18 protein-coding genes and 1 pseudogene are annotated in these 25,056 nt (G+C 43.8%); 7 read left to right on the top strand and 12 right to left on the bottom strand.

Features of this window, described 5'->3' with window-relative positions; translation table 11 throughout:
• Positions 1-10: 10 nt before the first annotated feature.
• The 4 genes from EO95_RS15455 to thiC all read right to left on the bottom strand — a co-directional run bounded on the left by EO95_RS15455 (position 11) and on the right by thiC (position 7,865).
• Positions 11-598: a PAS domain S-box protein gene (locus EO95_RS15455; RefSeq protein ID WP_048136189.1), complete on the bottom strand. Its 588-nt coding sequence runs from the start codon at positions 596-598 to the stop codon at positions 11-13.
• 324 nt (positions 599-922) lie between these two features.
• Positions 923-1,660 (bottom strand): alanyl-tRNA editing protein AlaXM, encoded by a 738-nt coding sequence (gene alaXM / locus EO95_RS15450; protein WP_048136187.1) that lies wholly within the window; start codon positions 1,658-1,660, stop codon positions 923-925.
• Between the two features lie 430 nt (positions 1,661-2,090).
• Positions 2,091-5,738, bottom strand: coding sequence for a PGF-pre-PGF domain-containing protein (locus tag EO95_RS15445; protein WP_048136185.1), 3,648 nt, complete (start codon positions 5,736-5,738; stop codon positions 2,091-2,093).
• An 840-nt stretch (positions 5,739-6,578) separates the two neighbouring features.
• Entirely contained in the window at positions 6,579-7,865 is a 1,287-nt protein-coding gene (gene thiC / locus EO95_RS15440; RefSeq protein WP_048136183.1) for a phosphomethylpyrimidine synthase, read from the bottom strand.
• 527 nt (positions 7,866-8,392) lie between these two features.
• On the opposite strand from thiC, the gene EO95_RS15435 reads away from it, so the two are divergent.
• The 3 genes from EO95_RS15435 (at position 8,393) to EO95_RS15425 (ending at position 12,557) form a co-directional block, all read left to right on the top strand.
• A complete protein-coding gene (locus tag EO95_RS15435; protein ID WP_048136181.1) occupies positions 8,393-10,882 on the top strand; it encodes a DNA topoisomerase in 2,490 nt (829 codons plus the stop codon).
• Between the two features lie 878 nt (positions 10,883-11,760).
• Complete coding sequence (locus tag EO95_RS15430) at positions 11,761-12,165, top strand: pyridoxamine 5'-phosphate oxidase family protein (RefSeq protein ID WP_048136179.1); 405 nt, start codon at positions 11,761-11,763, stop codon at positions 12,163-12,165.
• Positions 12,166-12,344: 179 nt separating this feature from the next.
• Positions 12,345-12,557 carry a hypothetical protein gene (locus EO95_RS15425; protein ID WP_048136213.1) on the top strand — a complete coding sequence of 71 codons (213 nt, stop codon included), beginning with the start codon at positions 12,345-12,347 and terminating at the stop codon, positions 12,555-12,557.
• Positions 12,558-12,740: 183 nt separating this feature from the next.
• Here EO95_RS15425 and EO95_RS17270 read toward each other — a convergent pair.
• From EO95_RS17270 to EO95_RS15415, 3 genes and pseudogenes are all read right to left on the bottom strand, one after another.
• Positions 12,741-12,973: pseudogene (locus EO95_RS17270) on the bottom strand (hypothetical protein); the annotation flags it as partial.
• Between the two features lie 16 nt (positions 12,974-12,989).
• On the bottom strand, positions 12,990-14,159 hold the full coding sequence (locus EO95_RS15420; protein ID WP_048136177.1) for an ABC transporter permease: 1,170 nt from the start codon (positions 14,157-14,159) through the stop codon (positions 12,990-12,992).
• A gap of 165 nt (positions 14,160-14,324) precedes the next feature.
• Complete coding sequence (locus EO95_RS15415; RefSeq protein ID WP_048136175.1) at positions 14,325-15,476, bottom strand: hypothetical protein; 1,152 nt, start codon at positions 15,474-15,476, stop codon at positions 14,325-14,327.
• Positions 15,477-15,994: 518 nt separating this feature from the next.
• Between EO95_RS15415 and EO95_RS15410 the strand changes: the two genes are divergently transcribed.
• Complete coding sequence (locus EO95_RS15410) at positions 15,995-17,452, top strand: cobyric acid synthase (protein ID WP_048136211.1); 1,458 nt, start codon at positions 15,995-15,997, stop codon at positions 17,450-17,452.
• A gap of 190 nt (positions 17,453-17,642) precedes the next feature.
• Here EO95_RS15410 and EO95_RS15405 read toward each other — a convergent pair whose 3' ends face one another.
• The 5 genes from EO95_RS15405 to EO95_RS15385 all read right to left on the bottom strand — a co-directional run bounded on the left by EO95_RS15405 (position 17,643) and on the right by EO95_RS15385 (position 22,873).
• Complete coding sequence (locus EO95_RS15405) at positions 17,643-18,782, bottom strand: toxic anion resistance protein (RefSeq protein ID WP_048136173.1); 1,140 nt, start codon at positions 18,780-18,782, stop codon at positions 17,643-17,645.
• Between the two features lie 17 nt (positions 18,783-18,799).
• Positions 18,800-20,455 (bottom strand): VWA domain-containing protein, encoded by a 1,656-nt coding sequence (locus EO95_RS15400; protein ID WP_048136172.1) that lies wholly within the window; start codon positions 20,453-20,455, stop codon positions 18,800-18,802.
• A 14-nt stretch (positions 20,456-20,469) separates the two neighbouring features.
• Positions 20,470-21,213 carry a hypothetical protein gene (locus tag EO95_RS15395; RefSeq protein WP_048136169.1) on the bottom strand — a complete coding sequence of 248 codons (744 nt, stop codon included), beginning with the start codon at positions 21,211-21,213 and terminating at the stop codon, positions 20,470-20,472.
• Entirely contained in the window at positions 21,195-21,389 is a 195-nt protein-coding gene (locus tag EO95_RS15390; protein ID WP_048136168.1) for a DegT/DnrJ/EryC1/StrS family aminotransferase, read from the bottom strand. Before EO95_RS15390 ends, EO95_RS15395 begins: the two co-directional genes overlap by 19 nt.
• A gap of 710 nt (positions 21,390-22,099) precedes the next feature.
• The gene (locus EO95_RS15385; protein ID WP_048136165.1) at positions 22,100-22,873 is read right to left on the bottom strand and encodes a DUF6293 family protein; all 774 of its coding nucleotides are present in this window, start codon (positions 22,871-22,873) and stop codon (positions 22,100-22,102) included.
• 111 nt (positions 22,874-22,984) lie between these two features.
• Between EO95_RS15385 and EO95_RS15380 the strand changes: the two genes are divergently transcribed.
• The 3 genes from EO95_RS15380 to EO95_RS15370 all read left to right on the top strand — a co-directional run bounded on the left by EO95_RS15380 (position 22,985) and on the right by EO95_RS15370 (position 25,008).
• Positions 22,985-23,818, top strand: a complete 834-nt coding sequence (locus tag EO95_RS15380) for a viperin family antiviral radical SAM protein (protein WP_048136163.1) — start codon at positions 22,985-22,987, stop codon at positions 23,816-23,818.
• A complete protein-coding gene (locus tag EO95_RS15375; RefSeq protein ID WP_048136160.1) occupies positions 23,802-24,368 on the top strand; it encodes an AAA family ATPase in 567 nt (188 codons plus the stop codon). The genes EO95_RS15380 and EO95_RS15375 overlap by 17 nt, the downstream gene beginning before the upstream one ends.
• A 100-nt stretch (positions 24,369-24,468) precedes the next feature.
• Entirely contained in the window at positions 24,469-25,008 is a 540-nt protein-coding gene (locus tag EO95_RS15370; protein ID WP_156164081.1) for a hypothetical protein, read from the top strand.
• Positions 25,009-25,056 lie beyond the last annotated feature (48 nt).

Raw genomic sequence — 25,056 nt, 5'->3', positions numbered from 1 at the left:
ATTCTTCCTTCTATATGCCCGCCAGACGAAAGAGGGTGTCGTCCCATGTTATTCTATTCTTGAGAAAGTCCCATTCCCAGGTCCCCATCCCTGCAGCTTCGAGTGCCATATCGAGCCGCTGTTTTGCCAGAGAAAGCTCTTCAGTTCTTTTTTTCAATTCATTCTCTGCCCGCTTGCTCTCAGTGATGTCAAAAAGTGAGCCTACAATCCCGAGGACTTTTCCATCACCATCTCTTAATATATTTAAAGATACGTGCGCATCGAACAGTATCCCGTTTTTTCTTCTGGCAACCAGTTCACCCTCCCATTCACCTCTGGTCCTGCATTCATCTCCGGCCTTCATTACTTCTGATGGAGAGTTCCAGAATCGAGAAGCAGGATGCCCCAGAATTTCTTCAGCTTCGTATCCCCATATTTTGGGCACCACAGGATTCACATATTTCAGGTTCCCTGCAAAATCCGTAGTAATGAGGACAATATTTGAGGATTCGACTGCCCAGCTAAGCAGTTTAAGTTTTTCCTGCAAATGCACCTCTTCCTGAGCTGCAATAAATTCTTCTTCCCTTTCCTCTTCAGTGATATTCCTGATACCACTCATAGTTTAATGTCACCATGTTCTCAAAATAGCATAACCATTTTTACAGTACAGGATTATACAAGTTATAGTAAGAAAAGATCTACGAAGTATAAATTGAATAGTTCTTATATATAAACTTGACTAAATATTATTATAGTTCCTCATTAGGAGTTGTAATCAGGCTCAAGATCGAATAGTATCATACTTGATATCTGAGAGATAATACTTGATATCTGAGAGATACTTGATATCTGAGAGATACTTGATATCTAAGAGATGCGGGCGAATGTTCTTCGAAAATCCTGAAAAAAGAAAATTTGGACTGAATTGAAGAAATATCCCTATTCAGTCCACTAGCGTAAAATACATTCTCCTGTTGCTCTTCCCCTTGTTCTGAAGTTTTTCGATCTTTATTCCCTTTATCTCTCCTGTGTTTTTCAGGTGCGTCCCGCCGCAGGCTTCAATCGTCACACCTTCGATTTCTACAAGGCGGACTTCGGTGATCTCTTCGGAGAAACCTTTGGCAAGCGTGGTAAGCCTTGAGAGTTTTTCTTCGGCTTCTTCGCGGCTGACCAGGTAGAAATTTACAGGGTGATTCTGGGCGATCACTTCGTTTGCAATTTTTTCGTATTCGGAAAACTTGTCCCTGTCAAAGGCTTCAAGGCTGAAATCCACCCGGCTCTGGTCAAGCCCGAGCTGGTTCCCGGTGATCTGGGCTCCGGCTTCTTTTTCGATCACATTGGCTATTACATGGGTTGCCGTATGCATCCGCATGTGCTGATAGCGCCTGTCCCAGTCAATGACCCCTTTTACGCTGTCCCCGACTTTCAGGCCTGAAGCTGCGTTTTCTCCTGCCGGGGAGATTTCATGGCTTATATCCCCATTGAACTTGCCGACATAAACAACCTCAAACTCGGCACCGTCGGACTCACGGACAAGCTTTCCGGAATCACTGGGCTGACCTCCGCTCTCGGGATAGAAAGCCGTGCGGTCAAGAACAACATACTTATCATCCGTTACTTTTTCGACGGTTGCTTCAAATTCTCTCAGGTAACAGTTAAGGAAGTAAAGCACTTCTGTCATTTGCAATCCTCTCTTCTTAAAAATATATTATCAGGTAAATGGATATTCCTTTAAAAGAGTTTCCAAATATTGCGTTAAAGAATCTCTGAATTCATCGGTTAATGCCTCCCCAGCCCGAGAAATGCTCCCCTTGACCACGGGAACCTCATTAAAATCCACATTAAATATAAGCACCCCCGCCAGCTTGTCTGGCGGCTCTCTAAAAAAGAAGACAAAAGATCGAAGAAAAAGGGCAAAAAGAAACTGAAAAAAGAATGTTTTTCAGATAAAAATTGATTTATCTTTCTTTGGCATCTTTAAAGGTTTTTAGGTTGCTTTTACTTGCTGTTTTTTTGTTGATCTCTTATCGGACTTCCCGGTCATTTCTACCTGTGAGTTTCTTACAGGTGTCATCAGTTGTTTTCACTTTCGGGCTTTTTCGATCTGCACTTCACTGTTTTTTAATCCACAGTGCGCCTGCGAGCAAAAGGGCGATACATATCACAAAACCAGGGGATGAAATATTCCTGTTATTTTCGTTGCCCTCTTCTTCGTTGCCCTCTTCTTCGTTGCCCTCTTCTTCGTTGCCTTCTTCTGTGGAGTTGTCTGCATTTTCACGCGTGATCCGGATTTCCGGAGCTCCGTCCGGGCCTGTTTCAGGAGAGTTATTCTGCATACTTGTATGAGTAAAAAACTGTAAAGACTCACTCTGCTTCTGGCCGGCAACTGCAAAAGATGCAAAACCCGGAGTTTCCGATTCAAAATAGAAGAAGGACTCATCTTCTCCGGTAACCCCGGAAGAAAGTTCTGTCCAGTTTGTGGCAGAGTACCTGTAGAGAGAAACTGAAGCTGGGACAATTCCATTTTCGGAAAGCCAATCTTTTTCTACCCTGAAGCTGACTGTCGGGTTCTCAATATTTTCCGGAGATGCAAACCCACTGTTGCCAGCCCAGATATTGAAGTGTCTGTAAACCTCGCCTTCCGGCAGGCCTGAAACCAGAACGGACCGGTTTTTTAGCATTTCCACGGTGACTGTAACTTTTCCGGCGTTTTTCCTGGCATCAAATTCTACGGCTGTCACAGGTGTTGCGTTTCTGGAAAAACCGAACCGAATATGGCTTCCACTGGCAACGAAATTCTGCGCCAGTTCCTTGCTTTCGACATTACTTGAGGGCTCAGGGGAACCGCCTGCACCGCTTCCTCCGCTTCCTCCGCTTCCTCCGCTGCCGTCGTCTCCTGCACTCTTTTCGTTTTCTCCTCCTGAAATGCTGCCCCTGGTCACATTATCTTCATTTGTGTTCTCCGGCGTGTCCGTCTCTTCTTCTGCAGGAGAGGGGGTCAGGTTCCAGCTGTGCTGCAGGGTTGAAGAACCGTTTGCCGCAATAACTTTTAGATTGTATTCAGCCGGGAGAGGGGTAGAAGTGTTGCTCTCTGTTATGCTGCCTGTAAGTTCGCCAGTATTTATGGAAAGAACGGCAGAAGAAACAAATTCGTTTGTCTGCAGCAGGACTCCGTTTAGCAACCAGCTGAAAGTGCAGTTTCTTGTAGACCTAATTGCAAATTCCAGGGTCTCCCCCTCAATTGAAACCGTATCCTGGGCAGGAGCTGTACTCCCTACCTCAAAACCCATGGAGTATGCTGCCAATCTGGCAATAAGGGGAGAGGAATCACTGCCATAAGGGATGTCACCTATCCCGCTACCGTCTGCATCCGGGCCCTTATAATCGGAGTAAAAGTTTCCAAATCGACTCCCATAAACCCCCCCATTATAAAGATAGCGTACCTCTTCAACCGTGTTCCAGGTGTTTGAAAGCCCTTTTTCTCCTGCAGAACTTTCATTGATATTGATACTGTTATCAAACTCGTTTTCAAGGATCGTGTTCAGGAAAGAGTCTGTTAACCTGAGCCCTTCCGCATTGTTTGAGATGTCATTTCCTGTAAGAGTGTTGTTAAAGGACTCTTCAAGCAGGACTCCCGGACTGCAGCCTGACACCTTATTATTCGCAAGCATACAGGCAGCTGCACTTTCGAGATATACGCCAGCCCTGCCAGAGCCGTTTATCCCAAACCCTCTTATCTTTGCAGAATTTGCAGTCACATGAAAGGCAGGCTTCGCTGAGTTTTCAGTTTCTAGAATAGTATCATCAGGCTTTCCGGAAGCAGAACTTATATTAAGAGCCCAGGGCACATCCACGTTTTCCCTGTACGTTCCCGGATACACAAGAATAGAATCTCCGGGCTTGCTGCTGTTTATGGCATCCGAAATTGAGGAAAAATCCCCGCTACCGTCTGTTTTCACAGTAAAAGTGGAAGGATCTGCTGATGCCTGTTCATGCATCCTGAGGGCGTCTACAAGCCCGTGTCCGAAAACAGGATCATATCCGGGTTCACCGAGGTCGGTTGATGAGGTGTAAAGCAACCGCCTTATATCCATAGCTGACTTTTCCGGAAACGCGCTCCAGACCAGCCCTGCAATGGCTGCAACGTGAGGAGAAGAAGCGCTTGTACCATAAAACTGCTCTGAAATCCCGCCTGCACCTGTGACACTTACGCCATCAATCCCTGAAAGGTCTGTTTTAGGGCGAATTTCCGGAGAAGGATAGGAGAGCGTAACCGGGCCAACGGAAGAAAAGTACTCGATATAATAATCTCCGGATTCCCCTGTACCGACTGCCCCTACAGTTATTACTTCAGGCAGTGCCGGGTGCCCGAAAATAGAATCTTTGGCAACGATATTTGCAGACCTGAGCATTACCCCAGGCCAGTAGTAAATGTAGAGCTCGAGTTCTCTGGCTTCTCCGGAAGTTTTTCGGACCTCGATAGAAGCGTTAAGGGTGTTTTTTCCACTATTGGTATACATTATATATTCAAGGGGCAGATTGTCCCCATCCTGATAAACTTTACTGGACGCAATGGCCTCTAAAGTATTCCTGTCTTTAAGGAAAAGGTCATAGTTATTTCCCGAATGTTCCCACCTGTCGTCCCACTGGAGAAAAACCCAGACTTCTCCTGAGGGCTGGATTTCGAGCTGCAGGTTATCTACCTCTCCCTGCCCACTGCTGAAATCATGCCAGCCACTCCCGTTGTCATAGAAAGACCCCTGGTAATGGCTGTCTCCGGAATTTCCTGCAGAGCTTACGTAAAGGAGATCATGCTCTTTTACAACCTCTTTTACATGGTCTGCCACTATCCCGTCTTCAAAGAAAGGTTCGGAAAGCCAGCCTATATCGTCACAGATTACAATACATCCTTCGTTAACAAGGGCATCGACCGCTCCATTGAATTCGAGCCTGCTGTTTCCGCAGTCGTGGAAATACAGTTCTGCCCCGGGCGCGATATCATGGACAATTTCAAGCATATTCGTGCCTTCATTTCCTCCGATCTTATTGCTCAGAACATGCACATCGGAAGAAAGATCGCCCGTAGCCTGCGCATCCTTAAGGCTGTCCACGCCGTCAGATATGATTCCGATTTTTATTCCGGTCCCATTTACGCCGTAGAGTTCCCTGAGGCTGGAAGAGTTAAGAATTGAGTCCCCTTCCGAAACCGTGCTCCCCTGCCTGATAAAAGGGGGCAGGACAGTTTGAATATTCCTTACCTCAGAAAGAGCAGCCAGCTTCTCAAGAGATTCAAGCGGGACCCATGCTACTGCAATATGATTTTCTTCATCCCTGTCCGTAACCTCGCAGTACCCGTCAAGTATGCTGCTGTTTGCAAAAAACTCCAGATAAACGTAAACATAAACTTTTTCATCCGGATAAGAAGAAGCTTCGCTGGCATTTTCCCCCGAACCTGCAGGATTCTCAGTATTCTCAGCATTCTCCGGGTTTTCTCCTGAAAGAACCCCCCTTCTCGAAATAGGATCTGCCTGACTCAACTGTCCCAGCTTAACCATACGAGCTCTCAGAGTCTCAGAAGATTCTTCTCCGGACAGATAGCGCTCATCACTCAACTGCAGCAGGTCACTTGAGAGCTTCTTCTGTGCAGGGTTTAAAGTATCTCTGGAAGAAACAGCCTGCCATCCCTTGTCTGTGGAAATACTGCTGTTTTCACTGTTGTTTTCAGCCAGGGTGAATTCAACTGCAGAAGCCCTCTGCATATCTGAAAAACAGGAAATCAGAGCTCCTGACAGAAAAACAGAAACCAGAAAGACACTAAAAAATAAACGCAACAACACTTTGCTCATAATAACCAGCGCATCAATTATTAAATACCCGAAAAGCTCCCAATAGTTATACAAAAAACACAGGTAACTGGCAACTCTCTGAAAAAGCACGCAGTCCCCACGAAATAGTGCTCCCAGAATAAAATTAACGAGCTGATAAGTTATAAATTCATAAGATAAACTGATAAGATAAACTGTTAAGGTAAACTGTTAAGTCGTCCACTATTATCTGGTTTGCCACGCTTGACGAAGGAAAGTGGTCTTTTGAACAAAGAAAAGAAGAGAAAGAAAAGACCAAAAAGATAGGCCGAAAAGTAAAAACAACTGATGACACCTGTAAGAAACTAACATGTAAAAATGACCCGATAAACCGAGAACTCTCTGTTTTTCTGTTTATTTCGGTTTGTTTAGACAGCCTGCCAGAAAAGCTGGCGGAGGCTCTTATATGTGCCTGTGGATTAAATAACGGTTTTCAGGGTATGGGAAAGTATTTTTCGGGCCAGGCTGGCATTTCTCTTGAGTAATTGGGCTCTCTTGATACCAGCATGAATTCACCTGTTATTTTTTATTACACCGGGAGGAGGGCTTCAGCCCCTCAGGACGCAGAAGAAAAAATGAAGATTTCATACCCGGATGCTCTGAATAATACCCACCAACTGATAAAGAACCGCCAATCCTTTTGAGAAGAAGAAAAGAAATTGAAAGAAGAAAAGGGATTGAAAGGAGAAAAAGAATTGGAAGAAAAAAGAAATGAAAGAATTCACTCTTCCGTCTTCACTCTTCGGCCTTCTTTTCCTCGAAGGCTTCCTTTACAATCTTAACGGCACAGAGTTCGCCGCACATGGAACAGGCGTCGCTTTCCGTCTTTCGGGCGTCCCGGATTTTGCGGGCGCGGTCGCCGTCGATTGCAAGTTCGAACTGCTTTTCCCAGTCAAGGTCTCTGCGGGCATAGGCCATGGCTGTGTCCTGCTCCCAGGCGCGTTCCCTTGGGCCTTCTTTCAGGAGGTCGATAGTGTGGGCTGCAATCTTTGTTACGAGCAGACCCTCTTTAATATCTTCAAGGGAGGGGAGGGCGAGGTGTTCGGAAGGAGTTACCATGCAGAGGAAGTCCGTGCCGTACATCCCGGCAACTGCGCCCCCTATTGCCCCGGTGATGTGGTCAAAGCCAGGAGCGATATCGGTAACCAGAGGCCCGAGGAGGTAAAGGGGGGCTCCGTCGCAGAGCTCTTTCATGCCCCTTACGCTGAGTTCAATCTCGTTTAAGGGGACATGGCCCGGGCCTTCCACAAAGGTCTGGACATCGACTGCACGGGCCCGCTTTACGAGCTCTCCGAGGGTGATGAACTCCATAAACTTTGGGCGGTCGGAAGCATCGGCAATACAGCCCGGGCGCATGCCGTCTCCAAGGCTCAGGGTCATGTCGTACTCTTTTGCGATTTCAAGGAGATAGTCAAATTCGGCAAAGAAGGGGTTGTCTTCCCCATTGTGGAGCATCCAGGCAAGGGTAAAAGAACCTCCGCGGCTGACCACGTTCATGATCCGGTCACTCTGGCGCAGGCGTTCGAGGGAGTTTAAGTTGACCCCGGCATGCACGGTTACAAAGTCCACGCCCTGTTCTGCATGCTTTCTGACAGCGTTGAACATGTCGTCAGAGGTCATTTCCACGACAACTTTCTGGGAAGCTGCAGCCTGGTAGATCGGGACGGTCCCTACGGGGATGTTTACGGCTTTAAGGATACGGGTACGGATCTCATTCAGGTCCCCGCCTGTGGAGAGGTCCATTACTGCATGAGCCCCGAAGGCTTCTGCAGCTATTGCTTTCTCGATTTCGGCATCGATGTCGATGCAGTCCCTTGATGTGCCTATGTTGGCATTGATTTTTGTGCTCATGTATTTGCCAATCCCGACAGGGAGGGTTTCTCGCCTGTTATTTTTGGGGATGGCTATCAGCCCTTTTGCCACGCAGGAGCGGACAGTTTCGGGGTCGATTCCTTCGGCTTTTGCCACGGCTTCTATTGAGGGGGTGACGATTCCCTTTTTAGCGTCTTCCATCAGCGTCATTGTTACTCCGTATGATGAGGGGGAATGGGGGTAAGTATAAGAATATATCAGTTGTACAAAACGACCCAGCTATAATAATTAACTACACCGATTAATCTCTGTGACTATAACGATTAATCTCTATGGCCCGGGGTTGCAAAGTAGAACAAACGGTATACTGATATATAACTTTTCATTCTGCGGAAAGCCACCAATAATCTATAAATGGCGAAATATATAAATCATGTGCGGGTACATTACATGGATATCTAATCACGGATATCTAATCACAGATATCTAATGTACATATTGTGTTTTGATCTGTACATTACATTTGCACATTACATATGTGATGTGTATATTACGTGCACATTGCTTGTATATTACATGTTTGCCGCAAAAAGCAAAGAAAACTGCCTGCAGGAATTGTATTATAAAGAGTTGAGGTTTTACAGAAGTACTTATAAGCAAACTCTGTAAGAAAGAAACCCGAAGATCTTTCCGCATTTCATCTTTTATCCGTATCACAGGAGTTCAGGTTTTTCATCATGACAGTTGTCGCATTTGCAGAAAAGAATAAGGCAGCGGCCCAGATTGCCAGTATCCTGGGCGAGGGGGAAGTAGATAAAATCTCAGTGGAAGGGCTGCCTGCTTACGAGTTCAAGTGGAAAGGGGAAGAATGGTTCGTGATGGGTTTATCCGGGCATATCATGAACTATGATTTTCCTGAAAAATATAACAAATGGAATGAGGTTGACCCCGGTGTACTCCTTGGAGTTTACCCTGAAAAGTTCGTGACCAGGGCAGAGTATGCAGCCGCAGTGAAAAACCTGGCAAAAAGGGCAGACAAAATTATCCTTGCATGCGACTACGACAGGGAAGGGGAAAACATAGGGTTTGAGGCCAAGACCCTTTCAGAGGAGGTTACAAACGTACCGGTCTCAAGGGCACGTTTTTCAGCTCTTTCCCCAAAAGAAGTCAAGAAAGCTTTTGAAAACCCTGTAGACCCTGACTACAACATGGCAATGGCTGCGGAAGCCCGCCAGATCCTTGACCTGAAGATGGGGGCAGCTTTTACACGTTTTGTCACGCTTTCGGTCAGGGAAAAAGCAAGGACAAAAGACATCCTTTCAATAGGGCCGTGCCAGACGCCTACCTGTGGTTTTGTTTATGAGCGGGAAAAGACCATCCGGGCTTTTGAGACAAAGGACTTCTGGAAGATTACTGCAATTTTCGCTGCAAAAGGAGGGGAATTTGAGGGTACCCACAGGGCAGGAAACATCCACGACAAAGAAAAGGCAGTTGAGATCTTCAAGAGGTTAAAGGGGGCAAAAGAAGGCCTTGTAGTAAAGAAGACGGTAAAGGAAACAAAGACCAGCCCTCCAAACCCGCTTAACACCACAGAGTATCTGAAACGGGCTTCAAAGTTCCTGGGAATCAGCCCGGAAGCTGCCCTTGAAGTAGCAGAACAGCTCTACCTTGCAGGGTTTACAAGTTATCCGAGGACAGAGACCAACAAATACGCAGATGACTTTGATTTTAAGTCTCTGGTCTTTGATTTTGCAAGGCAGAACGAGTATAAGCCCTTTGCTGAGTCAATCCTCGCTGCCCCGATAGTGCCGAAAAACGGGGAAAAGGACGCACATGACCACCCTCCTATTCACCCCATCCGGGCGGCTGCAAGGAGAGAAATCAGTGCTGCAGTAAACATCCCGCAGGCGGTAGAGGTCTATGACCTTATCGCAAGGCATTTCCTGGCAAACCTGATGCCTGCAGCTGTTTTTGAAAAGACTCACCTTCACCTGCACGTGCAGGAAGAACCTTTCGACTCCTCAGGGACAGTGCTTAAAGATGCAGGCTGGCTCGAAGTTTATCCTTTTGAAAATAAAAAAGATAAGCTTCTCCCGTTTGTAGAGGAAAAAGAGAAAGTAGACATAAAAAAGCTGAGCAACACAAAGTCCAAAACCAGCCCCCCGAAGAAGTTGACCGAAGCCGAACTCCTTACCCTTATGGACAAGCACGGGATAGGAACAAAAGCAACAGCTCCGTCCCATATAGAAACAAACAAGAAGCGAGGGTATTTCGAGACCAAAGGAAAGACGGTCTCGATCCTTGATACAGGCTTTACCCTGATGGAAGGGCTCTCCCTGACTGTGCCGATCCTCGTCAGGCCAGACATCCGCTCAAAGATCGAAGCCCTGATCCAGGAAGTAGAAGACGGAAAAAAAGAGTTCGAAGCTGCTCTCGATGAAGGCACAACCCTGATAAAAGAGATGTATGCCCAGCTTGAAGCAAACAAAAAGGAGCTGACTTCAAGCATTGCAGGCACGATCAAGGACGAAGCCGCCCTTGAAGACAAGAAAAATTACATAGGGACCTGTAAGGCTTGCGGGCACGTGCTCAAGATTGTGCAGACGGACACGGGGCGTTTTGTAGGCTGCACAGGTTATCCTGACTGCAGAAACTCGTTCCCTCTGCCGAAAACGGGAGCATTCACAGTACTCAGGAGCAAAGAGTGCAAAAAGGAAGGAGCAGCCGTCCTGAAGGTAGGAAACAAATACAACTGGGCTGTTGGCATAGGGCCCTGCTTTAAATGCGACCTTGAAAAGGAATGCTATCCCCCTGAGACCGTAGGGCCCTGCCCTCAATGTGACGGGAGCATGTTCCTGATCTCCTTTAAAGACAGCCGTTTCCTGGGCTGTACGAAGCGCTGCGGGTACACGCATTCGGTCCCGAAGACCGGAAAACTTACCCTGCTTGATAAAACCTGTCAGACCTGCGGCTGGAAACTGTTCAGGTTAAAAGAAGAAGGTGAAAGCCCGGAAGAAGATTTCTGCGTAAACCGGCGCTGCACGGAAGGCATAAAATACTGGAAAAAAACAGGTCCCAGAAATGAGTCCAGGGGTCAGGCAAAGGCTTCCGGGGATTCGGCATCAAGGCAGGAAGCAGGAAGTACAGCAAGAACTACGGAAAGGCCGGCACCCGGTAGAGTTTCAAAACTACCTCCTGCTGCAGGCCGCAAGAAAGATGACAGGTGATGGTCCGGTAAAGAAGAAACAAAAACTACGGAACCATGGAAGGCCTGGAGAACACGAAATAAAGAAAAAATGGCACACCCTTTCCGTGTCTTCTTCTTTTGTGCTGTATAAATAAGTTAAATAACTTAAATATTCAAATACGCCCTGACAACAAGCCAGATAATAAACCATCCAATAGCTGATAGTAAATTATTCCTGAATTCTGTTTCCATGTATTTACAAATGTCATCACAATATTTAATTTTTTTTCTCTGTTTGAAAAATATTCAGCCATCTGTTAGTCTGAAAATAAAATGTTTAGTATTACTCAAAAGACATGTTATCATAACCTAAAGGCTGTTTTGCTTTGCAGGTTAATTTTTTATATGGAGACTTTTTTTAAAAAAATCCATGTTTATGAATATTTATGAAAATTAAACTATGAAAAATAATTTATTTGCTATTTTGATTATATATGTCGTGAGATTTGGGGCATATGTTAGCCAGATTTAAACCGGATACATATTCGCATAATGTATGAAAAACGCCATCATTAAAAGGTCTCAAAATCTAATATCTACCTGCCAAATGGAGGTAAAAAGGCTCAAGTTTAAGGGAAGTAAAAATTGCTGTTTTTGATCGTACCTTTTGAACCTGGTGAAACACCTAAATTAATTTGTTTAAAAAATATAGTTTTTATGTAATATATATTTTTAAAGAAGATAAGTATTCCGAGATTTCTTACCCAAATGTACGATCAGGTATGGTTTTGAGACAGCCTGTTAGACAGGTTTTTGCCCTAACAGGTCATTAAAATACACAAATAACTCCTCAGGTACAGAATTCTAACGCTTAAATATATAAATTTGTACTGCAAATCATCCTGATGGTGAAATATTATGGTAAAGTTAAATGAAGATATGAAAACTGCCTTTTCAAAAGTAAAGATCTTTCCTGTTGCCACAGCTTCAAAAGAGGGAGTTCCTAACGTAGTTCCTATAGGTTTCTGCCAGCTTGTAGATGATGAAACTATCTGGATTGCAGACAACTTCATGGTTAAATCCCTGGCAAACCTGGAAGAAAACCCAAATGTCGCAATCTATGTATGGGGACCGGAAACAGGCGGCTGCTTCCAGATAAAAGGAGAAGCTACAATTATCAGTTCAGGCGAAAAATTCGATAAGATGAAAGCAATCGTGAATGCTGCAAAGCCAGGTCTTCCTGCAAAAACCCTCATAGAAGTCAGGATCAGCGACGTCTTCCAGTGTGCTCCCGGTCCTGCAGCTGGAAAGAAACTTCTGTGAAAGGAAAATATACCTGAAATAAAATGGTTCGATCAAAATACTCTTCATATAGGCACCCGGTCAAATAAGTACATTAGTCAACTACCCGCTAAATCTAAAGATTTAAGGGTTTCCTGCGGAGGTATTATGAGAAGTACTGGTGCAATATCTGAAGAACGTGAATGATCGGGGGCGAGGAAATGGTTGAAAATAAGGGGAATCCCCCTGTTTTTTGTGAAAAACTCTGTATTGTCTGCAAAGGAGCAAGATCAGGTAACAGTGTCTGCAAATCTATCCAGAACCTCGAACTGAAGATATTCGGGAAAAACGGCTGTATCTGGGGAGCTGCAAGGACGAAATATTACGGAGTTACTCCTGACAAAAAACTTCCTGAAAATTCAAAAAAGAAGTAAATGCAGAAGATCTTACCAGAAAAGATCAGGCAAAGGAATAATGGAAGAATGAGTTGAGGAAAGGCTGTAAATTACTTATTATTTCTTCATTGGTCATCGTTTAAGGATTTATTTCCTTCCCCTCGCACTCTTTTTTTGGATTAAATCCTTTAATTTCGTATTCAAACAACTTTCTTTTTTTATTCAAACTACTTCATTTCTTGTCCAACCCCATTCATCTCTAAACTTTTCTCTGTTTACATGCAGATCCAATGCTTGACTTTCATATCCGCTCATTTTTCATATCCGCTCATTTTTCATATAACACTCATTATAGTTTCAAAAGTTCTTTGAATTCCGCAGCTATGAAGAATTACTGTCAACAAATCTGATGCATTCTCTGCAAATATTGTGCTCCAACATAACCTCCAGAATTTTCACCTTGTGTTTTTTTCACCTTGTGCTTATTGCTTTTACAGGGTCCAGCTTCGCCGCCTGTCGCGCAGGATAAATTCCGGTAATCAGGTTCAGCAGGAAAACGGCGGCAATAATTAACACGATGTCCTGAGCGCGGACAACAATCGGGATAAAGGTAATACCCCCGTAGACATCTGAAGAAGCTGCCGGGATTTCATATCCGCCTATTGCAAGGGCTATAAGGACTCCTGCAAAAGTACCTACAAGAGCGCCCAGCAGGCCGAGAATCCCGCTCTGGAGAATGAAGATCTTCTGGATGCTTGAGACCGGGGCACCCATAGCGCGGAGCATGCCTATCTGGCCCGTTGCACCGATAACCGAAAGGTTCAGGGTACTGACCACGCCAAAAGAGGCTATGACAATAATAAGACCGTATATAACATTGTTTGAAGTGCTTTCGATAGCAATGGTACGGAGGATTGCAGGGTTTGTCTCGGTCCAGCCTTTTGCCTTATAACCGGTTTTCCCGATCTCGGCTGCGATTTCCCGATCCGTATTAAAATCCCTGAGCCGGACTGAAATGCCATTAACCACATCAGGGACATCATAGAATTGCTGGGCAGTATCCAGGGAAGTATAGGTCAGAGACTCGTCCAGAGGGGAGCCAGTATGAAAAATCCCCACAATTCTAAGAGAAAGAGGATTTGCATTCGGAAAAGATACATCTACGGAATCGCCCAGATTAACTTCAAGTTTATCTGCCAGCCTTGAGCCGATAACCACAGTATTTCTTGAGAACTCGAGTTCCCGGAAACTGCCTTCAACAATATCTTCTTCAATCAAGCTGATTTCATTTTCCTTTAAAGGGACCACCCCTTTAAGCTCAGCATTGAGGGAATTGTCCTTGAACCGGAAAGAAGCCTGCCCCGTAAGGAAAGGAGAAACTGCAGTAACTCCTTCGATTGAACTGATCTCCTCCATGAGATTCCTGTAGAGATAGATGTGATCTTCACCTTCCTGCGGAGAGACCGAGACTTGAGGGAGTTTGTTTACGGTAGTATCGTAAAGCTCCCCTGTAAAACCAACCATGAGAGCCTGGGAAACCGTGAGTACCATCACAGCAAGAGCTATTGCGCCTACCGAAAGGAGAGTCTGGAATTTTCTTGCCCGGATCTGCCTTAGGGCAATAAAGAGTTCATAGCGCATGGGATTCACGGCTTTTTTGGCTTTTTTAGCTGTTTTGAGCTTTTTTAGCTGTTTTGAGCTTTTTTAGCTGTTTTGAGCTTTATTCGGATGTTGTTCAGGATTTTTTCCTGATTGGTACATCTGTGGTACATCTGTGGTACATCTGTGCTTTTACACAAACGGGTTTTAATGCAGCTTTTTGAAAAGGGCAAAAATCATGGCAAGCCCTGCAACTCCGGCAGCAACCGAAAAACCAGGGATGCCGTTTCCACCGTTTTCTCCCGGGGTTTCGTTCCCTGTGCCGGGGCTTACCTCACTTGCATTTGAGGGGGAAAGATCGGACTCAATAATGGTTTCCCTGCGTTCGATAACATCTCCATTGTTGCCGAAAAGTTCGATCTCAAGCCTGTAGACCCCTTCCGTGAGCCTTTCTTTCCAGGCAACCTCAACGGTCTCATCATCACCATTCAGCAGTACGGGGACTCTTTCCCGGACGGATTCAACAAACACGGAACTGCCAGATCCTGAGGTTCCCTGCAGTTCATATACGGAAAAAACCAGGCTTCCTTCAAAAGGCACCTGGGAACGCCCTAAAACAGTTGCACTTGCTCCGGTCTCATCTTGATAGATATCAGTAATCTCTGCATCGTCTCTGGCAGTGAAATTCTCTGTTGATGCAATAAAACCTCTACTGGGGGAATAGACCCGGACCTTCACCCTTCCCGTATATTCTTTATTGTTTTCGAGGAGGGTACCCCAGGATGCGGAAAAAGCTTCCGGGAAACTTGTCAGGGATGCCTTTTCAGTTTTTGTACTGTAAATGACATCGTGCCCATCTATAAGCATGTATTCGAGATCAAAAAGTGAAGCCTGGTTGGGGGAAAGCGCAACAGTGATCCCTTCGGAGTTGGGGACAAGGTCATCGACCTGAAGTCTGGAAGCGGAGTTGCTGCCGTAAACAAAACTAGATTCCGATTCTGAAAGCACCTTCCCCTGTTCCAGAAGCCTTGCCTTTAGGGTGTAAGCCCCGCGTTCGGCATTCCTGATCTCCCAGAAGCCAACTTTCACGACCATCGTATTCGCAGGAAAAATGCCAGTTGAAAATGCCTGTTCAGCAATGACCTCTTCATTCCCCCTTTCCGGCCTGAGCAGAGAGACCTCAAGAGTCAGGTTCTCCTCCGGCTGGCTTGAGTAGAGTGTTACATCAAAGGACTCGAGGTCGCTGTAGAGTTCGGCTATGCGGGCTGAACCTGTTCCATCGACCTGAGAGGCATCTGCTGCAGAGGCCGGGAGGACCGAAATAAGAAATAAAACAAGTAAGAAAAGCACGGCTTTCATGGTCTTTTTTCCCCGATTCAATAACAAAAAGATTGTTCTGATCTTATTTAAACGAAATGCAGCCGGATAAACATATGGATTAACATATTATTCTCTCCAGCCCGCAAGTAGAAACAGAGAAAAACAGAAGCCTGAAATAACAGAGAAAAAATCAGAAGCCTGAAATAACAGAGAATAAATCAGAAGCCTGAAATAACAGAGAAAAAAACCAGGAGCCAGAAATTTAGGGATAATCAACCGGTTAATAGGGGTCACAAAATAAAGATTAAAGGAAAGATGGTTGAGCAGATAAAAAATTTGAGAAATAAATAATTTTTTGAACTAAATAAACAAAACCTGCAGCGAATCCGAAAGTATTTATTCTTTAGTTGAAGTATAAGAAGACAATTATTAAATCTAAGCAAGTTTACTTGATTTATTACCCTGAGAACAAAAATCTCACTGTCGGTTTTAATGATATTTTTAGTTCCACCTGAATTATATAAAAAACACGTGTTCGACCAGAAGGTATGGTAAAAATGGAGAAGAAAAGCCTCTTAATCCTGGGAACCGCATCTCATGTTGGTAAAAGTTCAGTTGTGACTGCCATATGCAGGATCCTGTCCAGAAGCTACAGGGTTGCCCCCTTCAAGGCCCAGAACATGAGCCTGAATTCCTGGATCACAAAAGACGGAAAGGAAATCGGGATTGCACAGGCAATCCAGGCAAAAGCCGCAGGTGTCGAACCCACTGCGGACATGAACCCTGTCCTCCTGAAGCCAAAAGGGGACCGTGTTTCCCAGGTAATCCTGCTGGGCGAACCCTATGCTGACAAGAGTGCAGGCGAGTATTACGATTCCATTGAGGAGATGCATGCAGTCCTTAAAGGGGCTCTCGAAAGGCTCTGGAAAGAACACGACATCATTGTTATGGAAGGAGCCGGAGGGGCTGCAGAGATCAATCTCTATGAAAGGGATATCGTAAATATAGGTACTGCCAGGCTCACTCAGGCTCCCATAATCCTTGTAGGGGATATTGAAAGGGGAGGCGTGTTTGCAAGCCTTTACGGCACGGTTGCCCTTCTGCCCGAAGATGTAAAGAAGAACGTTAAAGGGTTAATTATCAATAAGTTCAGGGGAGACCCTGAAATCCTGAGGCCCGGACTTAAGCAGCTTGAGGAAAAAACCGGAATCCCGGTGCTCGGAGTCCTTCCCCATTTCAAGCTCCGCATCCCCTCAGAAGATTCGGTCTCACTCGGGGATAAAGAAGGTTCAAAGACAGAAAACGAAATTGAAATCGCAGTTATCCGCCTGCCCAGGATCTCTAATTTTACGGACTTCGAACCCCTTGAGGGACTTGTAAAAGTCCGTTACGTAGACATTGACGAAGAACTCGGAAACCCTGATGCGATCATGATCCCCGGCACGAAGAACACGGTCAATGACCTTCTCGACCTCAGGGCAAGCGGCATGGACAAAAAAATCCAGGCCTTCAAAGGAAAAATCCCAATCTTCGGGATCTGCGGCGGTTACCAGATGCTTGGCAGGACCATCTTTGACTCAGGAGTGGAAAACGGAGTCGAAGCCGAGTTTGAAGGCCTCGGCCTCCTGGATATAGGGACCAGATTCGGAGCCTATGAAAAGAGAACAGTCCAGGTAACAAAGAAAGTTAACGGCCACGGCCCTATCCTGAACCCCATTGACGGCGAAGAGATAAAAGGTTACGAGATCCACATGGGAGTTACGGATTCAGCCCGCACCGTTTTCGGAGACGACGGAGCCATTGATGAAGAAGGCCTGGTGATCGGCACATATCTTCACGGCCTCTTTGATAACGGGAACATCAGAAATGCCCTTGTTCAATATCTCTGCGAGAAAAAGGGGCTTGAGTACACGCCTGAAGAGATCGTAAGCGAAAAAGACGCTTATGACGAACTCGCAAGTGTATTTGAGCAAAACATTGACATGGAAAAGTTCTACGAGATTTCAGGGGTCTGAAAATCCCCTCCCCCGCAAAGAGAAATAAAGTACCGGAAACACGCTCAAACAGGTGCTGCTTACCCGCAGTACCTGAAACCTTTACAGCAATTCTACCTGAAAAAGGCTGGAGTTGAGGTACGTTTCAAAATAGGTGTTGAGCGGGTTCCGGTTTCGGCCTGAGCAGCCTGCAGGCATCGGCTCTCTTCAGTTACAGCTCCAGTTTATGGCCCTTCTCCAGCTGCTTAATCTGTTCTTCGCTTTTGGCGGCCAATTCCTTGAACTGATTGATAGTATCCCGCATTTTGGGCAGAGCTTCCTGCTTATAGGTGCTGATGGAATCCAGCGCTTCCATGACATCGGCAAAGGCAGTCTTCAGCGTCTCGACAGAGATATTGGTTTCCATTGATTGTTCCTGGATTTCCGCCCCCTGTTCCTTCAGCATTTGCGAGGTGCTGCTGATGATACTATTCGTGGTCTCATTTAGCATTTGGATCTTCTTCAGGACAATCTTCTGGTTATAGAGGGCGCCGGCAACCATCACTGAGGTCTTCAAAGCGGAAATAGTCACATTTTTGGCTCTTTCTACCCCGCGCATCAGTTCCTTATTATTTCTGATCACAAGCTCTGTCGCCATTACGCCCTGCTGATTGACAACGATCATCTGCTGCATATCCATAATCCTCTGCCGCAGCGGAAATAGGACTTCTTCAGTGACAAATTTAACGTTTTCCGGATCTTCGTTCCTGGCTCTGGCCGCTTCGATCTGCGTTTCAATCAATTCGTCCATCAGGGTACCGAGCTGGACCTCTTTCATCAGCTTTTTAGTCAAATTGCGCAATACCTGCTGTTCGATCTCCAGAGTAGTATTATCGTTTTTCAGAATTGTTTTCCCTTTGTCCAGGGAGACAATGATATCCGCAATCACCGAATCTGCTTTCTGGTATCTGTCAAAATAGTCCCTGATCGGGTTGAACAGCTTGCCTAAGATGCCGGTCCTGGTAAAATCAATCAGGCTGGGGTCCAGGTCTTTTAATTCCCGGTTCAAAGCCATTAACCCTTTTGCCACAACACCGCCTTCATCGCCGTCTCTGGACAGATTCCCGACTGTCACCTGCAGCAAAGAATTTTTATCTGCCGAGCTTTTCATCGAGGCGGCCCCAAAAGACTCGATCGACTGGAGAATATACTTCTTTTTGGCAAATTCATCGATATCCAGGGTCAGAATTTCCGCAACATTTCTCTCTGCTGCAGCCTGAAGCTGGGCTACTTCCTCCGATACCGGTTTGACTTGCTCATCTACTTCAATCTTGATCGCCGCTTCATCGGGAACTTCCATAGTAAAAGCCATCTTAGACCCTCCTGTATTTACATTTCAGCATTGAACAGATTGCCCAGCTTATAAACAACGTCATCGGTATCGGCGTTAATGCTGGCAGCCTCATTGATGCTGGAGATAGCCTGCAGGGCCGGAAGATTCGCATTATAGCCAATTGTGTATATGGGAATTCCAAGATCCTCCACGATGTCTTCAACGTCGTTCAGCGAATGGCCTTCATTGGTCTCGCCGTCACTGAGAACGAAGATAACCGGTCTCAGATTGGGATCTACGGCCCGCTGGTCCTGGATCATCTTCATGGCGACAGCAATCCCATCGAAGGTTGCCGTGCCGCCGACAGCCTGCAAATCATTAACCGCTCCTACAAACGAGGCTCTCTGGTTCAGATCGAATCTGGCAATAGGCAGATCGATATTAACATCGCTGGAATATGATACCAGGCCAACCATATTGTCCTCGCCGATGTAGTATTGACCTTTGAGCAATGAATCTTTCAAATTGTTCAGCGGATCGCCCATCATGCTGCCGGAGACATCAGCCACAAATACTGCGCAAATAGGTTTTTTCTTTTCTTTCCAGAGTTTTTGGGCCTGGATGATCACATCGCCACTGACGGGTCCGGTTTCGGACTGGTATTCATTAAAGCCATTAAAACCATACTCTGTAGCCAGGGTCTGGTACTTTTCCTGCTGGGAGAATTCAACGAATTCGTTCAGGATTTTCCTTTTCTCTGCCGATAGTTCGCCGATCGCATACATCGGGCTGTCATGTCTGAACCCAAAGGGAGTAAATTCGTAGTACCCGATATCCGGTGTATTCACATAGGTCTGGTATTCCAGGACAAAACCGTCCAGAACACCTGATTTGGCAGATTCCCTCATTTGCAGAGTAGTATAGGCGACCACGGGAATATTGGCCTGGAAGCTCTCAAATCCTGTTTTTGCTTTATCACTCAATAAGTTGCTGCTGTCAAAGGTGTATAAAGTTGAGATCAGGAAATTCAGCCCGGTTGAACTGGCAAAAGGATTGGTGTAGCCCATCGCCAGTTCCTTGTTCGCGACAGCATCGGTAATCGTCTTGGTATTGATTGCCTCGTGTTTGGTTACCAGTTCGTCTTTCTTGGATTTAGTGAGCAGGATCCCGGCCACATTGCCGGCAAGTCTTTCTTGAACTAACTCGGCTTTAACCCCTTTGGAAATGATCATCTCACCCCAGAGCTCATTGGACGGCGTATAGGCATCCGGCAAATACTTCCCGGAAGTAATATAATCGGCGGCTTCCCCGGAGGGAATTCCTCTGAGCCTTACCGACACCTGTTTGCCATCAATTGTTATTGCCGCGCTATTGAAGTCTCTGGCCACTTCTGTCAGCCAGCCATCAGCACCGCTGCCAGCTTTTTCCGTTGAGGAAAATATTTCGATGTAGGTGGGTGTGCTGTTATTAACCTGCGGCTGGTATTTGGAGATTTCAGGCAAGTTTTCAGTCAAGGAGCCATCCAGGTCGGGGGAAACGACAACATGGCCCATAGGATGCTGGACTGTATTCACATTAATGTCTTTAATGACGCTATCCAGTGATCCCTCACCGGGTCCGATTATAGTAATCGCCAGATAAACTAAGATAAATACTACAACTGCTGCTCCGATTATCTTCAAAATTACTTTATTGTTGCTTTCGTTCAGCATGAAGATGCCCCTATTCAATTCTTATAATATTTTGCCTGTTTGATCAGATTGTCTATCTCGATCATGCCGGCCATTTGCTCCAGTTGGCCACTCTCTACGCTGTTTAAGCCTGAGATCTCCAGCAACAACTTATCAAGCTTTAGCAAGATCTGCTCATTATCTTCAGTGGCAGCTTTCACAAAATTAATATACTCATTACCGACTTTAAACTTTTCTTCATAAAGTTGCTGCGGAATGGCCCCTTCTTCGTAGTTCTTTCTAACAGAATTGTAGTCTTTTTCATCGAATGCATCCAATTTATTGAGGATACTGCGGATATTCATAAAGAATATCTTCTCCACTTCGACGATGACCGTATCAAATTTCTTGTAGCTCATCTCTGAGGCACTGAAGATCTGCAGAAGGACATCCCGGATAGTTTTATTCTTTTTCTGCAGCCGCTCAATCTGATCGAGCAGCAAGTCAACGGTTTTTTCGAATGTTTTGAGCCCCCTGTGAATATTCAGTGCTTCAATATAATCATCCACCGTCCAGATTCTATCGGTTTGAACTATTTTCTTCGGTCCGGTAAGAAGCTCATAATTGCCGTAGATTAACCCGGCGCCGCTTAAGAAGATGAATGTGAAACCAAGGGCTGTTTCGAATGCACTGGCCCCGAACAACACTAGTCCGATCAATCTTGGAGAAAAGGTAATTATGTTGGCGGCGGCAATGCCTAAATTCAGGCCCGATAGTTTAATCAGCTTTTCTCTGTCCATGTACTCTTGCCCCCAGATTTTTCTGTGTAAAGAATACTGTTTGCGGTGGCAATAAATGTGAAAGAACTTGTAATTACTTCAGCTTCTTTTCCAATGTTATGTGCAAGAAGTGCAATATGAAGGGCTACAGTTCCAGAGTTTACAGCAGCTGCATGTTCGTCCACCCAGATGTCCAACTTGCTCTACATGAACATCAAAAGCGTTAGCAAATTAGTTTAGCAGTCGATTATTAGAAATACGCAAAAACAGTATAAAATAGTATCTATAGTTAGAACTAAATTATGGACTGTTTTCGGTATTCTACAAATTGAAATAAAAATAATAGTCAATAAATTTATTATACAAATGTATATTTTTCGACTAAGATCAACATAAATTAAAATATTGTTAAGAAGTAGGCAAGTCAAGATGCAAGCACTACCCAGACAAGTCAAAGGCTCCGGGTTCAGAGCCTGGTCTTGTAGGAGTTTGTGGTTCGAATCGTACATCTCGCACTAACCTTTTGGGTAATAGGGATCTCAAAAAAACGCAACGGTGTTTTGCTAAAATTACGCACAACCGTTCTTTTAGAGAGTTGCCTTAACTAAAAATATACATTTATTATAATCTCTTTTAAATAAAAAGTCAAAAAACGCAACGCTATTTTGCATGAATAATGCACAACTGTTAATTTTCATAAAGAGATATATAAAAATTTTTATTTTTTAATATTCTTTCAAAAAAATAAGTAAAATGTATGGTATTCAAAATACTTACAAAATTGTTCTATTTTAAGTGAATAAATTTAGTAAGTGATCGTTTTCGTAAACTCGAACAGTCAACAGAGGTTCTTTAGACTGTGATATAATTATAAGTTGCAGAGAATATATTTTAATAATTTCATAATCTATTTTCTTTTAAGTGTTGTGAACTTTAATGTGAATTCCCCATCTGAAGTCAAAATATATTCTTTTTCCTTCTTGCTGCCTTCGATGTGTCTTTCTGTTATAAGTCCCCAACTGAGAAGATCCCTTGTCAGGGAGTTGAATACCCCATCTTTTAACTCCCTGTCTGCTCTTTTTGTGTCTCTTATCGGGATGTATTCTTTAGAGAGCTTTTCTTTGAGTTTTATTCTTGAAAGCTTTTTTATTTTCTCTTCATCTTCAGAGGGTTTTTGTCTGTCCAATATCTGAAGTATGGTTATCCGATTTGGATTTGACTGAAAGTCCTCTATATGCACCTTTGGAACTGAAATTAGTTTTGCTTTTTTATCCATGTCCACATGGTATGGAGTAGCTTCAATCCAAAGTGCCATCATAAATAGTCCAATAGATAAACCTGTGGTCCCGCTAGACACATTGAAATAGTAATCAGCGTTTGGTTTATTTTTATATATATCAAAGACTGCATCTCTAATATAATCAAGAGTATCAGCTTCTATAATTATATTATGTACTTCTGTTTCAATTAAAGGCAACGCTATCTCTTTTAATTTATTAATTGACTCTCTGATTGCGATTCTGTTTTTTTGAATATTTTCAATCTCTGAATCTACATATATTCTTTTTTCACCAATGACATAAACCTCATCAGCAGGCGCAATATCATAGATTGCTCTGGGAAAAGTGTTATGAACATTTGCACCAGCGCTCATTATGTGAATCCTTTCTTTTTTCGCCAATATGAATTCCCCTTTTTTGTGTATTATTAATTTATTATTTGATAAATGTATCTATTAAGTTATAGGAAAATCTAAAAAATTATTATATTTCTCAAAACTGACCTTCATTCAATGACAAACACAACAGTTAGATCGGTAAACTGGCACGTGACCATGAATTGCAATTATAAATGCAGGTTCTGTTTCTACAAAAATATGAGTGGGGAGTTCAAGGATGTGGAAAAAGCCAAACAAAAACTTGAGACGTTGAAGGCCAAAGGAATTGAGAAAATCAATTTTGCTGGCGGAGAGCCTCTACTATATCGGAACCTCAATTATCTCCTGAAATTAGCAAAGGATATGGGCTTCGTTGTGAGCATTGTAACAAATGCCTCGTTGCTTAATGAGCACAATCTCAAGGAAATGAGCAGTTATGTGGATTGGATTGGTATATCTATAGACTCTGCAAATGAAGAAATCGAAAAGAAGCTTGGAAGGGGTGATGGTGGCCATGTGGATCATGTCCGCAGAATTTGTGAACTTGTTCGAAAGAATGGAATGAAACTAAAGATAAATATTACTGTTACCAAACTTAACTATTTGGAGGACATGAAACCATTCATCTTATCTCTGTGTCCAGATAGGTTGAAGGTCTTTCAGATATTGCCCATGAAAGGCCAAAATGATGATGCTCTGGATCTTACAATAACGGATGAGGAATTTAACACTTACAGAGCCATAAACGGTGGACTGCTGCTTAACAACGGAACTAGTCCCACATTCGAATCTGCTAATGAAATGCTGGAATCCTATTTTATAATCGGCTCTGATGGAAACATTCTCCTGAGCAAGGGCAATCAGCGTTCAACAATTTCTTTTGATGTATTGAAGTATACGGAACTTACAGAGCTGGTTGATGCAGATAAATACATAGAAAGAGGTGGGGACTATGACTATCGTGGATAATGGGGTTCCATTAAGAAAAATCTGCTTCACAGGAGTAAGGGGGGTTGGGAAGTCAACCTTGCTGAGAGAAATCGACAAAGGAGATCTTGATATGTGCTTTACTTCGGGTTCAGGCATCCTTCAGGAAATGATGGGGGATGAATATTCTCATTTTGAATACCTGCCTGAATATAAGAAATATGTTTACAGGCTGAGGGTAAGGGACACACTTCAGAAAATACAGGAGCAACATGGCAAAGACTTGTTGGTAGACTCCCATCTAACAGTATACAATCTGAAGACCGGGAATATAGATTTGATCTTCACTCACATGGACTACGGATTTTATACAGACATAATACTGCTTGATTCTACGCCGGAAAGGGTCTATACTTACAGAGTAAGGGACACATCAAAAAAGAGAATAATCGACAAGGAACTAATACACAAAGAGCTGGAATTTGAAAAACAAGAGGCTATGAGAATCTCTGCCGAATGTGGATTAAGATTGCATATAATTGAAATGAACAACACAGCTACTGAGAATATGATGTCTATACTTCGGGGTTAATGCAATATTGTGTCAGCAAATATGTGCATATTTTGAATCTATAAATCAAAGAACTTTGACAATATATTTATTCAATAGAAAGAGATATGGTATGTTAATTATGAAAGCTGGGCTTAATTTAATAGACAATTTTTTGTGGGAAACTTATGAGATTGACTGGAGAACTAGTATAAGAAAGTATGTAAGTTCTCTTGAAGAAGAAACCTCTGATAAAGCAAAATTAGAAGAATTGATCCAGAGATACTCTTTGAATTTGCATTTCATTAACAGAATGAAAAGAGATCCTGGCTTTGAACAATATTTAATTAAAGAAATCGAAAATGATAAAGAAATAATTGTTAAATTGAATAATTACATAGATAATATTGAAAAAAAGTACATAGGAAATAGTTTTGATTCTTTGTTCAATTTAGATAGGTTTGAACCCGGATCAGAGAGTATAGAACTCGACAAAAAACTGGTGTATGATTTCGAAACTACTGGTCAAAATGAATCTGGATTTAAAGAAACCAAATTGGCTTTTTTGAAAAAGAGATTGCAAATAGCAGAATCTGAAAATAATTTGGATGAAAAAACATCTGTGGAATCACTTCTCCATGAAGTCGAAACAGGGTACATAGGCGATTATGATCCATTTTAGAAAAATAAAATTTATCAAAAGAAACTCATTCAAAGTCATAATTTATTA

The organism is Methanosarcina sp. 1.H.T.1A.1 (assembly GCF_000979295.1).
Classification (GTDB): domain Archaea; phylum Halobacteriota; class Methanosarcinia; order Methanosarcinales; family Methanosarcinaceae; genus Methanosarcina.
This window is presented reverse-complemented; position numbering and strand designations above follow the sequence as displayed.